Origin of the sequence: Ovoidimarina sediminis (assembly GCF_032586175.1) — a bacterium.
Classification (GTDB): domain Bacteria; phylum Pseudomonadota; class Alphaproteobacteria; order Rhodobacterales; family Rhodobacteraceae; genus Ovoidimarina; species Ovoidimarina sediminis.
In genome coordinates, this window is record NZ_JAWHTE010000048.1 from 1 (window position 1) to 14,996 (window position 14,996).

At 59.8% G+C, this 14,996-nt stretch carries 10 protein-coding genes; 7 read left to right on the forward strand and 3 right to left on the reverse strand.

All coding sequences use genetic code 11. The features are described 5' to 3' along the window. Positions 1–472: 472 nt before the first annotated feature. Positions 473–1,615, reverse strand: coding sequence for an AI-2E family transporter (locus RXV90_RS25210; RefSeq protein WP_316653093.1), 1,143 nt, complete (start codon positions 1,613–1,615; stop codon positions 473–475). 425 nt (positions 1,616–2,040) lie between these two features. Here RXV90_RS25210 and lgt point away from each other — a divergent pair, with 425 nt between their 5' ends. The 5 genes from lgt to RXV90_RS25235 all read left to right on the forward strand — a co-directional run bounded on the left by lgt (position 2,041) and on the right by RXV90_RS25235 (position 8,588). Beyond that, the gene (lgt, locus tag RXV90_RS25215) at positions 2,041–2,961 is read left to right on the forward strand and encodes a prolipoprotein diacylglyceryl transferase (RefSeq protein WP_316653095.1); all 921 of its coding nucleotides are present in this window, start codon (positions 2,041–2,043) and stop codon (positions 2,959–2,961) included. An 83-nt stretch (positions 2,962–3,044) separates the two neighbouring features. Continuing rightward, positions 3,045–4,544, forward strand: coding sequence for a hypothetical protein (locus tag RXV90_RS25220; RefSeq protein WP_316653097.1), 1,500 nt, complete (start codon positions 3,045–3,047; stop codon positions 4,542–4,544). After that, positions 4,541–6,676, forward strand: a complete 2,136-nt coding sequence (locus RXV90_RS25225) for an acyl-CoA dehydratase activase (protein ID WP_316653099.1) — start codon at positions 4,541–4,543, stop codon at positions 6,674–6,676. Before RXV90_RS25220 ends, RXV90_RS25225 begins: the two co-directional genes overlap by 4 nt. Then, complete coding sequence (locus RXV90_RS25230; RefSeq protein ID WP_316653101.1) at positions 6,627–7,841, forward strand: acyl-CoA dehydratase activase-related protein; 1,215 nt, start codon at positions 6,627–6,629, stop codon at positions 7,839–7,841. Before RXV90_RS25225 ends, RXV90_RS25230 begins: the two co-directional genes overlap by 50 nt. 75 nt (positions 7,842–7,916) lie before the next feature. Next, entirely contained in the window at positions 7,917–8,588 is a 672-nt protein-coding gene (locus tag RXV90_RS25235; RefSeq protein ID WP_316653104.1) for an LOG family protein, read from the forward strand. Here RXV90_RS25235 and RXV90_RS25240 read toward each other — a convergent pair. Then, entirely contained in the window at positions 8,585–9,979 is a 1,395-nt protein-coding gene (locus RXV90_RS25240; RefSeq protein ID WP_316653105.1) for an MFS transporter, read from the reverse strand. The genes RXV90_RS25235 and RXV90_RS25240 overlap by 4 nt on opposite strands. A 168-nt stretch (positions 9,980–10,147) precedes the next feature. On the opposite strand from RXV90_RS25240, the gene RXV90_RS25245 reads away from it, so the two are divergent. Beyond that, a complete protein-coding gene (locus RXV90_RS25245) occupies positions 10,148–12,751 on the forward strand; it encodes an AMP-binding protein (protein ID WP_316653108.1) in 2,604 nt (867 codons plus the stop codon). A gap of 459 nt (positions 12,752–13,210) precedes the next feature. On the opposite strand, the gene RXV90_RS25250 is transcribed toward RXV90_RS25245, so the two are convergent. After that, a complete protein-coding gene (locus tag RXV90_RS25250) occupies positions 13,211–13,579 on the reverse strand; it encodes a fatty acid desaturase CarF family protein (protein WP_316653110.1) in 369 nt (122 codons plus the stop codon). Between the two features lie 89 nt (positions 13,580–13,668). On the opposite strand from RXV90_RS25250, the gene RXV90_RS25255 reads away from it, so the two are divergent. Next, on the forward strand, positions 13,669–14,373 hold the full coding sequence (locus RXV90_RS25255; protein WP_316653112.1) for an IS6 family transposase: 705 nt from the start codon (positions 13,669–13,671) through the stop codon (positions 14,371–14,373). Positions 14,374–14,996 lie beyond the last annotated feature (623 nt).

Sequence of the window (14,996 nt, forward strand, 5' to 3'; positions counted from 1 at the left end):
TCCTCGCAAACGCGCTCCTACGAGATAAACGAAGTTGGTCGCCCGTTGCGCCTTGACCAAACACGGATACTCAGATGTCGGCCTCGAGCCCATACCGGAAGTGCCCTGGCCCTGACGCTCGCAGCCGCAGCAACGACATCAAATGAAGCCTCAGCTGTGCCGCAGAATGAATAGCGGTCATTCGTCGTCGGCGCAGATCCAGCGCAGCTAGAGCGAGTGCTAGCTTGAAACACTTGACGCTGTTGGCACGGTTTCTTGCCCCGTTCCGCAATTGGTGTCGCGGCGCCGATATACGGTCAATGAAGGCGGAATAAATGCTGCTTCCTGCGTGAACGTCGAGCGCTCCCGACAGCGGACGATTGCCAGAATGGGCGCATTGCCCGAGCGCGGGACGACGCAGTCACTCAGTCAGCAGTTGCTATTCCAGAAAGACGGCGGGGACAGACCTTCGGAATTGCGACTTACTAAGAACTCACAGCTGCTCACCATCCGGAGCCTTGAGCCTTTGATTTTCGGAGAGTCTCAGTTCGGTGTCGGGTAGCCCCTCGCGGGAAAGAAGTACCGCCACAGGGCGGAGGCCCGGGATATGGGAGCAGACGATCATAACCGAAACCATGATCGGTACTGCCAAGAACATTCCCGGCACGCCCCAAACAACCGCCCAAAAAGCCAGCGATGCAATAATCCCGAGGGACGAAAGTCTAAGTGCCCTACCCAACATGAGAGGGTCGATCACTTGTCCAACCACAAATTGAATCCCTCCGATAATCGCAAAGACCACGAAGCTGGTGAGGGTTTCGGTGGTTTGCACATATGCGACCAGCGCAACCGCCAGCGTTGCAACGATGGAGCCGATGTTCGGTATGAAGTTCAGCACAAAGGCAAGCACGCCCATCGAAAAGGCAAGTTCTAGGCCGAAAATCCTCATAACGCTGTACACCAGTGCCCCCGTAACCGAGCTGATGATCGCCTTCACGACAAGATAGCGGTTCAGCCGATGCATAATCGAGGAAATGATCCGTTCCGCCTGCTCCGCCCTTTCGGCATCCCCCATGAGACTGCTCAGCTTTCGGGAAAACCAGACCCTTTCCAGGAAAAGGAAACCAACGAACAAGGTGACCAGAACGGCCCCTGAGGCGATGTTGCCCGCTTGTCCCGCCATCGTGGTCAGCCAAGGTCCCAGGCGCACGCCTCTGAGCCACTCCAGAACCGAGCTTTCGACTTCCTCGCCCATCCAGCTGAACAGCCCGGCCACGGCCAACTGCGCTGGTTCTGCATATTGCATGACGGTCTGCACGATGGTGTTGGCCTGGGACAGGATGATTGCGGAGATCGAGATCAGAACCGACGCGATGAATGCGACGGCAAGGGCCGACGCAACGCCCACGGAAAACTTTGCCTCGCCAATACGCAAACGCTGCAAATAGCCGATGGCATCGGCTGTCAGGGAAAAGAGCATAATCGCGATTGCGAGCGATATGAGCAGGAATTTTGCTTGCACAAGCAGGAATAGGATCACGGCGAATGCAATGATTCCCAGGAACCAGACTTGTAGACGATGGAAGTGATCGTTGGGAACCTTCGGGTCCGATCGTTGGTGGTTAAGGTCTTTCATGTGCTCAAGGTAAACGAATGCGCGGTGTCCGACGCAATATTGGTTGTCACGCCTCTTCCTGTCAGCGAGCGCGATTATCCCGCCGGGCTCTTCAACTGAACGATTTCATACAACTACCGCATTGATCTGCGGCAAACTCCTGCCTGATGCGCGCCCTTGCCCGACACACTGATCCAGACGTTCAATCTGTCGGGCTGCCAAAGGAGAGTCTTCGTCCGAGATCGCATTGCCTTTGAGGCGCGTCAGTGACAGCAGCCGTATCTAACCACCCGCCGCCTTTTGCCAGGTTTCGCCACGCGTTTCCTGCGATCACCTTCGCACATTCGATTGCGCGATCGCATCTTGAGGCAGGTCAATGCTGGCGCAGAGAGACCCGTTGAGAGTGGATCCCGCACTTTCACTCTCGTCGGGAATCGGAGGCTCTCTTGATCCATGATTTCGATCCGGAGATGATCGCCACACCGATTGGGACAGTGTACTGGTATGGTGCGGTGTATTCCCTGGGATTCCTCGTTGTTTTTCTCTGGTTCTGGGCCCGGCGCGGTTTGGTCGGGCTGAACCAGAAAGATGTCGTGAACTTCTCGATTCTCTTTGCGGCTGGCGTTCTTGTCGGCGGACGCCTGTTCGATGTGTTCGTCTACGAATTCGACTTTTACCGCTCGCGACCTCTGGCGGTGCTCAACTGGTGGCACGGTGGTATGGCATCTCACGGCGTCCTGCTCGGAGGACTGATCGCGACGCTGCTCTTTGCCAAGCGAAGAGGGATTCCAGTCCTCGTTCTCCTGGACGAAATCGTTGTTCCTGGAGCATTTCTGCTCGCCGTGGGTCGGCTTGGGAATTTCATAGAGGGCGGGGTGATCGGATCGGTCTCGGATGTGCCCTGGGCCGTCAGCTATCCGGATGTCGCTGGGCCGAGGCACCCTGTGGCGCTCTACGAAAGCCTTAAGAACTTGCTCCTCGTGCCTGTTTTGATCTGGGCGATCCGAATTTGGTCGACCGGGCGCGGCGTAGCGTTGTCTCTGTTCGTCTTTCTCTACGCAGCCCTGCGCTTCGCGGTGGATGTTTTTCGGGATTACGAGGCGGTCTGGCTCGGCATTGACACCGGACAGGTGTTCAACCTTGCCATGGCCGCAGCGGGGCTTGGGATGCTGCTCTATTTTGGGCTGCGACCGTGGTCCACGCACGAGGCTCCGGGTCCGGCACCTCGGTCGCCTAGTTCTGTTGCTGTGTGTGTTCTGGTGCTGCTGCTGATCTATCCCCTTGGCATTCCCACGAGCTGGACGCGAGAAAATATCGCGGAAATCCGGTTGAACGGCGCCGGTATTGTGATTGATCGGGATCAATAAACTCCGCCCTGCAAAAGGCTTTACTTGCTGGGCCGAGGATCCGGGCTTTGCGCGGCTCTGCTTCAAAAACAGGGACATATCGCATGAACAAGATCGTCCAGGAAGACTACAGCGCTTACCGTCCCCGGCCGCTCTCGAAGGAAGACAGGGTGAACGTGACGCTCCTCTTTGGCGGGCTCACATGGCGTGCTGAGAAGGCGATCGAAGCCGTTTTCAAAGGCTCGGGCTTCAGGGCGCGCGCGCTACCGGCTGCGACGAAGGCCGACCTGCTTCGGGGCCGTGAACTGGCCGATGTCGGCCAGTGCTGTCCCACGGCGTTCACCGCTGGCAACCTCGCCAATTTCCTGTTGAGCGAGTCTGAGCGCGACGGTTTGAAAGAGGTTGTTGACAAGTACGCCTATATCACCGCCGGCTCCTGCGGAAGCTGCCGGTTCGGTCAGTATCACCAGACCTATGAGCTAGCGCTGAGCAACCTCGGGCTGGATGCGTTCCGGCTCTTCTTCCTGGCCCAATCAAACCCTGTCGACGAGAAGAGCGCCGAGGGGCTCGATCTGCCCGCGGGAGTGCTTGCAAAGGCGCTCCTTTTGATGCTTGCCGCCGATGCCATACAGGACATCGAATACCAGATCCGCCCCTATGAGCTAGAGCCGGGCGCAACAGACCGGGCCGCGCAACGGGCGGTGGACGACCTGTGCGAGGCGGCGGAACGGTTGCGGGCGCCGGACGGAAAGGTCGGGCTCGCGGCATGGACGCTCTGTTCGCGAGAGATCCCGCGCGCGCTGCGGCGGGCGCGCCGCCATTTCGACGCGATTTCGGTCGATCGCCTTCAGGTGAAGCCGAAGGTCAAGATCACCGGCGAATTCTACCTGCAAACCGTCGAAGGCGACCCGAACTACAACATCCACTCCTGGCTCGAAGGGGAAGGCTCCGAGGTTTACCCGGCACCTGTCGTGATCTGGCTGGATTATCTCCTGCGCTTCGAGGCGCAGTATTGGGAAGAGCGCGATTTCGAACCAGGCGCGCGCAAAAGCGTGCTCGCCTACCGAACGATCTCGCGCCTCCTTCGCTTGCGATATGACGGGATGCGGCACGCCCTAGGCGGGCTCGCCCATCCAATCCCGCGGCAGAGCGATCTTCAGACCCTCGCTGCGCCCTATTACGATGGTCGCCTCTCCGGTGGCGAGGGGGACATGCTAATCGGTAAGGCGATTTGGGCACATACCAAGCGCAAGGCCCACATGATCGCGGAGTTGTCGCCCTATGGCTGTATGCCCAACACGATGAGCATAGGGGCGATGGCCGCCGTGCAGGGCCAGCACCCGGACATGCTTTATGCCGCGCTCGAAGTGAAGGGCGACAGCGAGGTGCACGCGCTCTCGCGATGCCAGATGATCCTGACCGAGGCGAAGGTCCGGGCGGAGGAGGAGTTCGAACACGCGCTGAAGGCCGCGGGACTCACCGTTTCGCAGGCGCGCGACCAGCTCAATCGATCGCCGGGGCGGCCGACCCGGCTAATCCCTTCGCGGGGAGCGGTGGGGACCGCGGCCAGCATCGTTCTTGGTCTCGGGGGGGCGCGACTATGAGGGTGCTTGGTCTTGATATCGGATCGACGACGGTAAAGGCCGTTCTCGTGGCTGATGGCGCAGTGATCTGGCAGGATTACCGCCGGCACAACACGCATCAGGCCGAGACGGCGTTCGAACTTCTCCGTGCGGTGGAGGACGAGGCGGGGCTGAAGCCGCAAGACGATCTGATCGCACTGACCGGCTCCGGTTCCGGACCGATCGCCCCGCTATTGGGAGGTACGCAGGTACAGGAGGTCGTTGCCGTCTCGGCGGCTGTAGAGACACTTCATCCGGATGTGCGTTTTGTTTCGGAGATCGGCGGTGAAGACATGAAGACCCTGTTCTTCACGCCGACACAGGCGGGTACGGCCAAGCAGGTTTACATGCAATCGGCCTGTAGCGGCGGCACGGGCACTTTCATCGAGAAATCGGCGCGCAAGCTGGGGATCTCCGCTGAGGCGCTCGGGACGATGCCGCATCGCGGGGTGACGCTGCACAGGATCAGCGCGAAATGCGGGATCTTTGCCGAGATCGACGCGAACAGCCTGCTCAAGGCAGGTGTTCCCGAGGGCGAGATCATCGCCAGCCTGTTCGAGGCGGTGGTGGAACAGAACCTCGCTACACTGACCAAGGGCAACACGCCCTATCCGAACGTCCTTCTGCTCGGCGGGCCGAACATGTTCTTCCAGGGGCTGCGCGAAGCATGGGCCTATCATCTGGAAGCGCTCTGGACCAAGCGGGGCATCGAACTGCCGCAGGGAATGAGCGCTGCGGACTGCGTCGAGACGCCGGAGGATGCGCTTTACTACGCCTGCCTCGGCTGCGCGGAGATCGCCCGGCGCAACGAACGCACAAATTCCCGCTATCAAGGGCTCGACAAGCTCGAGTGGTGGATCACTGAAGGTCAGACCGAAACCAAGGCGCGCGAGGGTCGCGCCGCACTGAGCGCATCGCGAAGCGAGCTCGAAGCCTTCCGGCAGGAATTTGGCACACCCACGATGCGCGTCTCGGTGCCGTTCGAAGGGAGTTGCTTCGTAGGCTGCGATTTCGGCAGCACGACGGTCAAGGCGGTCGTGCTGACAGAGGATCTGGAGGTTCAGGCAACCGTCTACAAACAGTCGGTCGGTAACCCGATCGAGGACGCGAAGTCGGTATTCGCGGCGCTGCGCAAGGACGGCATCGAAGAAATCGCGGGGCTTGGCATAACCGGCTATGGCAAAGATCTACTGAAGGACATCCTGGGTGCGGATGAACCCGTCGTGGAGACCGTGGCCCATGCCGCCGGCGCGACGCATTTCTTTCCCGATGCCGATGTGATCTGCGACGTGGGTGGCTGCGATGTCAAGATTATGCTGCTCCGGCAGGGCACGGTGGCCGATTTCCGGCTGAATTCGCAGTGCTCCTCTGGGAACGGTGCCTTTCTGCAGGGGGTTGCGGAGCGTTACGACATCGATCTCAACGACTATGCCGATGCGGCGTTCGAGGCCCGCTCGATGCCTGAGCTGATGATGGGCTGTGGCGTTTTCCTCCAGTCCGATATCGTGAACCAGCAGCGCAAGGGGTGGAAGGCGGAAGAGATCATGGCGGCGCTCGCCTCGGTCCTGCCGCTGAATGTCTGGGTCTATGCCGGGCAGTTCCAGAATTTGCGGAGCCTTGGGCGGAAATTCGTCCTGCAGGGCGGGACACACCGCAATCTTGCAGTGGTGAAGGCTCAGGTCGATTTCATTCGCGGAAAGGTGCCGGATGCCGAGATCTGCGTGCACCCAATGTCGGGTGAGGCCGGGGCCTTTGGTGCCGCGCTTCTCGCCGCAAGGAACGGCCAAGCCGGCGGCACTTCGCGGTTTGTCGGATTGGACCGTGTGGCAGCACTCGAATACACCACGACAACAAACGCCGATACGACCTGCCACTGGTGCCCGGTAAATTGCCAGCGTGCGTTCATCGACGTGAAGGTTCCAAACGGTCGCGGGCGCCCGGAGAGCAAGGTGCCCGTCGGCGCCGGTTGGGAACGGGTGATCACCGGGAATTCATGCCCGAGGGGTCTGATCGAAGATGCCGCCGACTACCGCTCGCAACTCAAAGACATCGCGGAGGCAAAGGATGCGTATCCCAATACTGCGGAACGGGTTCGCGAAGACGCGTTCCGCTGACGACGTCCGCTCGCCGGACCCGAAACTTCGTATCGGCATTCCGAGGGTGCTGAACCAGTGGTCCACCCCGCGCTTCTGGACCGGATTCTTCGAGGCGCTGGGAGTTAAGAGGCGGAACATCGTTTACTCCTCGCCGACTTCGACCGAGCAGCAGAAATCGTTCTCCGACGGCCGCGGTGGCGTTGACTGCTGCTACCCGGTGAAATGCCTTCCCGGGCACTATGGCGAGTTGCTGACGGGCTTGAAGCGCCCAATACACGTGCTGTTCTCGCCCAAAGTCCTGTCGTTGCGATCGATGCTTGACGGTGCCACGGTGGATTGCCTCGCATGCCCGCGTGTCATGGCGGGGCCGGAATCCGCACGCGGCGGTTTCATGCGCGAGGGCGACACCTTCGCCGCAAGCGGCGTGCGCTACATCGCGCCCGTTGTGAACATGTCCGAACCGCGGCTGCTGGCGCGCCAGCTTGCGGCAGCACTTGAGCCGGTCTTTCCCGGACTGACTCTCGAAGAGACCACCGCTGCCATCGATGCGGGGTGGGAGGCGCAGGACGCGTTCGACGCCGAGAACCGGGCGACCGCGCGTGGCGTTCTCGAGCGGTGCGAGGCGGAGGGTCGGCCCGCTATCCTCGCACTTGGCCGCCCGTATCACATGGATCCCGGGATCGGCCACGAGGTCGACAACATGTTCCAGGCCGAGGGTTATCCCGTGATCTGGGGACAGCACCTTCCGCAGGACGAAGATATCCTCGAAAGGCTCTTTGGCCAGGACGTACGCGACGGCCGGGTGCGCTCTGCCTTCGACATCTCGGATGTCTGGACATCGTCCTACAGCGCCAACACCAACGAGCTTGTCTGGGCCGCGCGGTTCGGCGCCCGTCATCCGGCCTTTGCGGCGGCGATACGGTTTTCAAGCTACGAGTGCGGGATGGATCAGCCGACCTACACGCCGGTGCAGAAGATCCTGGAAGCCCGCGGCACTCTATTCTTCGCGTTCCACGATCTCGATGCGACAAAACCGACGGGATCGGTGCGGATTCGGACGGAGACGATTTCATACTACCTTGATCGGCGTGGCCAATCGATCATGGCGCAGAAACACGCACGTCTTCAAAACCCGGTCCCCGATACGGCTGAGGCGGACCTTGCCGTTTCCGCTGGGCCGTAGCCATACGCGGCCGACGCAACGGGCCGTTTGCGGAGGGAGATCGAAGTGCCGAACAAGACCCGATCTAGCGATTCCATGATAGAACTCATCGAAGGGGCCGAAGCCGCCTTTCTGGCTGGCAGGCGCCGGAAACAGGCCGACGTGGAAAGCGCGGTGGGGATCTTTCTCGAACTGCTACGTGGGTTCGAGCTGTTCGATGTGGAAGGGCCGTGCGTTACCGTTTTCGGATCGGCCCGGATCGGCCCCGGCGAAGCGGCTTACGAGAAGGCGCGCACCCTCGGCGCGCGGCTCGCCCAGGAAGGCTATACAGTGATGACCGGCGGTGGGCCGGGCCTCATGGAGGCGACGAACCGTGGCGCCCATGAGGCGGGCGGACGTTCGATCGGATGCAACATCGCACTTCCAAAAGAGCAGGTACCCAATCCCTATCTCGATGAATTCGTCGAGTTCGAACATTTCTTTGTGCGTAAGGTTATGCTTATCAAGTACTCCACAGCCTTCGTCGTCATGCCCGGGGGGTTCGGAACGCTTGACGAGGCCTTCGAAGTTGCCACGCTCATTCAGACTGGCAAGCTCGATAAGTTTCCGATCGTGGCAATGGGCACTGCTTTCTGGGAGCCGATCCGCAACTTCCTTCAGGGCGGTGTCTCCGAACAGGGGTTGATCTCGAATGAGGATCTCGATGTCGTGAAGCTGACCGACGAAATCGGTGAGGCGATCGACTGGATCAGGGCAGGCTCCGCCTAGGATCCGGGCGCATATTGTCCGCAATCCGTTTCCGTCTGATGGCCCTGCGCGGGCCGTACGAAAGTCAGCAGCACAAACCCGATAACGAGCCAAAGGACCAGAGGAGTCACACCCATCTGCTGGCTCCCGGTGGCTGCTGTTACGGCACCGATCGATAGGGGTGTTAGAAACGATGTGGCCTTTCCCGAAAGCGCATAGAGCCCGAAGCCTTCGGTCATCTTCGATGAATCGCCCTGTTCAACCATCATCGTCCGGCTGCAGGGCAGGAGTGTGCCACCCGCTGCGCCGATCGTGGCGCCCAGAACGTAGAATATGATGTCGGGCAGTTTTGAACCGGACGCTACGGGCACACCAAAAACCGCCCCCCGCGAGACGAAGATGAAACAAAAGGCAACGACGACAAGCACCACGATCGACACCATTATGACCCTTTTCGGACCAAAGAGTTCGGCGGCGCGCCCGCCCATCCACGCAAACAAAGTACTTACGACGATGGCGATTACACCCATAAGGCCTGTCTCGACGACACTCCATCCCAGCACGCCCGCGGCATAGATGCCTCCGAAGGTGAACATCCCGTTCAGGGCGTCGCGGTAGAACATCGATGCACCAAGAAAGGCGAAAAGGCTCGGCCTGGTAGGAAGAGATTTAACGGTGCCGACGACGTCCAGTATTGCTTGCCGGATCGTACCGTGTGGAGCGTTCCTGGGCCGTGGATCTCGAACGAAGGCAAAGAACGGAACCATGAAAACAACATACCAGAGTGCTGTGAACGGGCCTGCAGCACGCGTTCCTTCGCGCATCTCAGGATCGAGCCCCAGAAGCGGTGGCCGATCGAGGATGGTCGCTCCGGTTGCGGGGTCCTCGGCAAAGAGGCAGACGACGGTGATGAGGGCCAAAAGCCCACCGAGATAGCCGAATGCCCATCCATTGCCGGAGATACGCGCGATCTCATCCTGAGAGCCCAGATCGGGTAGGAGAGCGTTGGTGAAAATGGTTGCGAATTCCATCCCGACCAAGCCAATTGCAAAGCAAATCAACGAGAGCGGAAGGTTGAAATTCCCCGGCGCGGCGAACCAGAGGCCCGCGCTGCCTGCGACATACATGATCGAGAAAATCCATATCCAACGCATTCGCGTGCCTGATGTATCGGCGAGGGCCCCGAGGATCGGCGCAAGGATCGCCATTGTCACGCCTGCGCCGGCGATGCCGAACCCCCACGCCGCCTGCGCCCGCGTTCCGTCGCCCAGAAGCTCCTTCAGATATGGGCCGAAGATGAAGGTCAGAAGGATCGTGTTATAGGGCTGGCTGGCCCAGTCGAAAAAGTACCACCCCCAGATCCGTCGGCACCGGGCGCCGTTTGTTGATGTACTTTTTGCGGATGCGTCCATTGAATCAGGATACCGGACTTGTCTGCTCCGGGATTGATCTTGGTCATAGGGCTCGGATTCGCGTCAACTATCGTCGGTGATATGACTATCGAGAACAGGATAGCGGGCACTCAGCTTGGGACGCCGAAGGGTCTGATACGCCCCGCGGAGGCCCGCGGGGATGATCCCGTGTACTGGACGCCTGCAGCCGCGGTGGAGCAACTCCGGCAATCCGGCGCCGCCGTTGCGGTTTTCCTCGTGAGGGAGCAAGGCTCAGTTGAGCAGGTCACGGCTGTTGAGCTGGCGGCGCGTGTCGCACAGGCATCGGGTGCTCTGAACAAGAGAGGAATTAAGAAGGGAAATGTTGTCGCGCTGCACGCGGCCAACAGCGTCGAGTGGATCGCGACGGCGCTTGCCTGCGGATGGATCGGCGCGCCGCTCGCGCCGATTGATTCACTGATCCACGTCGACGCGGCGCGCGAAATGGCATCTCAGTTGAACGCGCGACTTTTGGTCACCGACCGGCCATCCACGCTGCAGGGCGCGCAGAATGTTGGTATCGCGGATATCTTTGCGCAAACTGCCGGACAGACGGTTCCTGCAGCAGCGCTAAAACCCGACGACCCGATCGCGATCTTTCGTACCTCCGGGACAACGGGTACCCCTAAGGTATTCAGCCTGTCGCGCAAGAACATCGGCTTCAATGTAACGGAGACGGCAGCCGGCGGCCTGGTCAAGCCGGGTGACCGCGTCTTGATGCCTCTGCCGATGCATCACGTATTTCCCTGGATTGTCGGAACGCTGGTCCCGCTTTGGGAAGGTGCGTCAGTTGTCCTTCCCGCGGGCATGACCGGCCCACAGATCTCTGCAGCCATGAAGCTCGCTCAGCCCACGGTTCTCGTGGGCGTGCCGAAGCTCTTTGATGCGGTGCTGACGGCCATTCGCGGAAAGATCGGCGGGATCGGGCGGAACGTGCTCGACTTCATCGCGAATTTGCAGTCCCGAACCGGTCTACCCATCGGTCCCCTCGTCTTCTTCCCGCTTCGAAGGGCGGTTGCGCCATCGCTCCGGCTGCTCGTGTCCGGCGGGGCGAAGCTCCGTGAGGAAAGCCGCACACAGCTCGAGGCACTCGGTTGGGATATCCGAAGTGGCTATGGTCTCTCCGAGACCGCAGCGATCTTCACCGGCGAATTGCGCCGCAAGCGCCCTGGGACAGAGGGGCAGCCGTTGACCGACTGCCACGTGAGAATCGAGAACCAAGGCCCTGATGGAACTGGCGAGATCCTTGTAAAGGGACCCAATGTCTTTGCCGGGTATATAGACAACCCGGAGGAAAACTCCCGCGCCTTTGACGCGGACGGCTATTTCCGGTCAGGCGATCTTGGCAGGCTCGATCCTGATGGGTTCCTTTGTGTCACGGGCCGCTCCAAGGAAATCATCGTTCTTGGTGCGGGCGAGAATATCTATCCCGAGGATCTGGAGAGATCCTACGAAGCGGAAGAAGACATCGCGGAAATTGCCGTTCTCGATCACAAAGGTTCGCTTGCTGCACTTGTGGTTCCGAACATGGCGGTGATCGCCCGGCGCGGTTCGGTCGATCCCGATCAAGGGGTTCGGGTGGCACTGTCAACCGTCGCCAGGAACCTGCCATCCCACCACCGGATTGCGGAGTTCCGTATACTGAAGGAGCCGCTGCCAAGAACGAGGCTTGGCAAGATTCGACGTTTCATGCTGCCAGAGATCTACGAGACGGCCGTTAGCGGAGCGTTGCGCAAGGCGCAACCGCTGAGCGCGGAGGATGTCGCCTGGCTTCAAGGTGAGCCGCGCCGCAGCGTCTGGGGGCTTCTTTCTGAGGGGCACGAAGCTGGCTCAGTGGGACTTGAAAGCAGCGTGGCCCTGGATCTGGGGTTCGATTCCTTTGCGTGGATGAACCTTGCACTTCGCATCGAAGAGGCGACGGGAGTTCGATTGCAGGCTGGTGACATCGCTGCAATTTCCAGCGTACGGGATCTTATGGAGACGGTCAGCCGCCTTCAGGAGGAACGACAGGCGGATCAGACGGACGAGGGCACATCACTCCTGGCGGATGCCAAGGCCAGATGGCTTACACCGCAATCACCGGCAGAACGGCTGGCCGGTCTGCTGACAATGCTTCTGATTAGAGTAGTGATGAGATCGTTGTTCCGACTAAGCGTCCGGGGTCTCGAAAATGTGCCGCGGGACGGGCCCGCGCTGATCTGCCCGAACCATGTAAGCTATCTCGATCCCCTGATGGTTTCGAGCGCGTTCCACATTCAGGTTCATCGAAGGGCGGTCTGGGCGGCGGACGCAATCACGGTGTTTCAATCTCCGGTCTATCGGTGGTTCTGCCGGCCGCTCATGGTCTTTCCCGCCGACAAGCGCGTTCCGGACGTGACGATCGGGCTTGCGCTCGAAGCCTTGGGCGAGGGCCGGTTGCAGGTTTGGTTTCCCGAGGGTTGGCGGTCTGGCGATGGGGTGCTTCTGCCGTTCCAGCCTGGAATCGGGAAGCTGATCCGCGAGAGCGGAGCGCCTGTGGTTCCAACCGTGATCAAGGGAGCGCTCGAGGCATGGCCGCGCGACCGGCGCTTGCCGCGACTGTTCAAGCAGGTTGAGATCACGTTTTGCCAGCCGGTTGATGCAGACGACCTTATTGCCTCAACGGGGAAAAGCGATCCGTCCGATAGCGAGGTGGCCTCGGCGCTGTTCGAACGGTTTCGACCTCTTGTTGAATGGGACGGCCAACGCAATGAGCGCACACCGCACGTAACCTAAGAAGAGGAATGGTTCGCTGCCGGTCGCGGTTGGAGCCAAAATGCGCTCTTGATCAGGTCGCCAGTGCCGCCTGACCCGGAAAATGGCCCCGAACGTTCCAAGTGTTTGCGCGAATATTCTGCTCCCAAGATGGAGATTTGTGTGCGTGATTAATTTGTGGATTTCGGGTGCGAGACCGACGCGCGGATCGAAGCTTTGGGCTCCTGCGTCTCGTCTCGCAGGGGCGGATCAGCTGAACATCTTCCTGCAAATGCGCGTTCTCGCAAAACGTGTTTTCTAGATAGCGCCTCTGAATAAGAAGACTCCGGATTTTCGATGCGGTTTTCGGTCTGCGGAGTTCTTTCACGGTAGGGGTTCAATAATACAAACCCAATGTTCAGCCAGGCGCCGACTTTGTCGCGCAGGGCGGTCATTTGGACTGAACTACTGAATAGGGACAGCTTTAGGTTTGAACTATGCTCAATTTGCACAATTCCAAATTGCGATCGGCCGGTACCAAGGCTGTACGCGCAAATCATTGCGGCGAGGAGCGCCGAATATAGGAACGAAAAGCCGCTCAAGACATCGCCAGAAGCCGAGCCGATCGAGCATGGGGTTCATCCACGGTGTAAGCACGCAATATCGCGTCGAGTGGGGCGAGATATGGTAAACCCAGTGATGTCTGCCGTCCTGAATGAGCCGCAGACGCTGCAGGAGCCGCACCACGCCAGGCAGTCGCTTCTGCGGGGTATGCGAGAACCTGTGAACTTGCTGGTTCAGCAGTCCGATGCAGATGAATGTAAGTACCTGCCAGCTAAGTGCATCCAGCCAGAACATCAGCAGGAACACGGCAAGAGCGGCTGAAGCGATGGGAATATTGTGGTACTGTCAGAGGAACTTGGCTTGAGGCGGGGCAGGGTGCTGGATAGCGTCTGGCCATGACCAAGGACAGCCCCTTCAAGTGGTTCAAGACCAGCCCCGATATCATTCGCCTGGCCGTGATGCTCTACATCCGCTTCCCACTTTCGCTCCGCAACGTCGAGGACCTGCTGCATGAGCGTGGCATTGATGTCAGCCACGAGACGGTTCGGTTCTGGTGGCACAGGTTTGGCCCGATGTTCGCGGCTGAGATCCGGAAGCGGCGGATCGAAGGGATGAAATCCAGCCGCCGGCGTTGGCACCTCGACGAGATATTCGTGAAGATCAATGGCGAGCGACACTATCTCTGGCGGGCCGTGGATCACGAAGGCGAGGTGCTGGAAAGCTTCGTCACCAGGACCCGGGACAAGAGGGCAGCATTGAAATTCCTAAAGAAAGCAATGCGGATGCATGGTCAGCCCGAGGTGATCGTGACCGACAACCTCCGGTCCTACGGCGCTGCTCTGAAGGAACTAGGCGCCGACGACCGGCAGGAAACGGGACGGTGGTTGAACAACAGGGCGGAAAATTCAAACCTGCCATTCCGAAGGCGGGAACGGGCGATGCTGCGGTTCCGGCGCATGCGAAGTCTCCAGAAATTTGCCGGTGTCCATGCCTCCGTCTCAAACCACTTTAACCAGGAACGTAGCCTCTCCAGCCGACCGCACTTCAAGGCCAATCGTGCCGCCGCTCTGGCCGAGTGGCGCGGTCTCTGCGCGGCGTAAGGGACAGTGTGACTGTCCTAACGGAGACGAGTTCGAATTCGTCTGGCAGCACACCCATTGCTTCCTTACTCTTTACTATTTGCTTGTGCCCAATTGACCCTAAGAAACACTACCTGACAGCTGACGCTTACAAGCCTGGGCTGACGGCTGAAGCGGAAGCCCCCCCTCCGAAATCTATTCTTGAAAGACCCGGACGACCGGTGATCGCGGCACAGCAGTCGCCAGATAAAAGGCCTCAGATAGACGGATCTTAAGCCCAGGACCGTTGCTCAGGCAACTGATCTCGATCAAGGAAAGGGATCGGACTTGCTGCAATCTTCCGCTTGAAGGTGAAGTGACAAATGGAGGCTCCGATGGATCAACGGTCCGATCTTCTCCGGAAAACGGCAAGGCTGATATCGCTCATGCTAGTCTCATGGGCTTTGGTCGGATGCGCCGATACGGACAAATACCCAATCACAGGGATCGAATGCGGACCCGACGATCCGGTTAAAACGATTGGCGATTGTCATTCGCCTGTTTAGAATTCTGCGGGCTCTGTCAGAGGGGCAGTGTCAGAAGGATTCCGGTTGAGGCGGGCGGGGCGGCCTCGTAGCGTCGGAACATGACCAAATCTGACCCGT

Coding starts and splice junctions, on each gene's coding strand:
- RXV90_RS25210 (WP_316653093.1), bottom strand. CDS start 1,615: ATGAAAGACCTTAACCACCAACGATCGGACCCGAAGGTTCCCAACGAT.
- RXV90_RS25220 (WP_316653097.1), top strand. CDS start 3,045: ATGAACAAGATCGTCCAGGAAGACTACAGCGCTTACCGTCCCCGGCCG.
- RXV90_RS25225 (WP_316653099.1), top strand. CDS start 4,541: ATGAGGGTGCTTGGTCTTGATATCGGATCGACGACGGTAAAGGCCGTT.
- RXV90_RS25230 (WP_316653101.1), top strand. CDS start 6,627: ATGCGTATCCCAATACTGCGGAACGGGTTCGCGAAGACGCGTTCCGCT.
- RXV90_RS25235 (WP_316653104.1), top strand. CDS start 7,917: ATGATAGAACTCATCGAAGGGGCCGAAGCCGCCTTTCTGGCTGGCAGG.
- RXV90_RS25240 (WP_316653105.1), bottom strand. CDS start 9,979: ATGGACGCATCCGCAAAAAGTACATCAACAAACGGCGCCCGGTGCCGA.
- RXV90_RS25255 (WP_316653112.1), top strand. CDS start 13,669: ATGACCAAGGACAGCCCCTTCAAGTGGTTCAAGACCAGCCCCGATATC.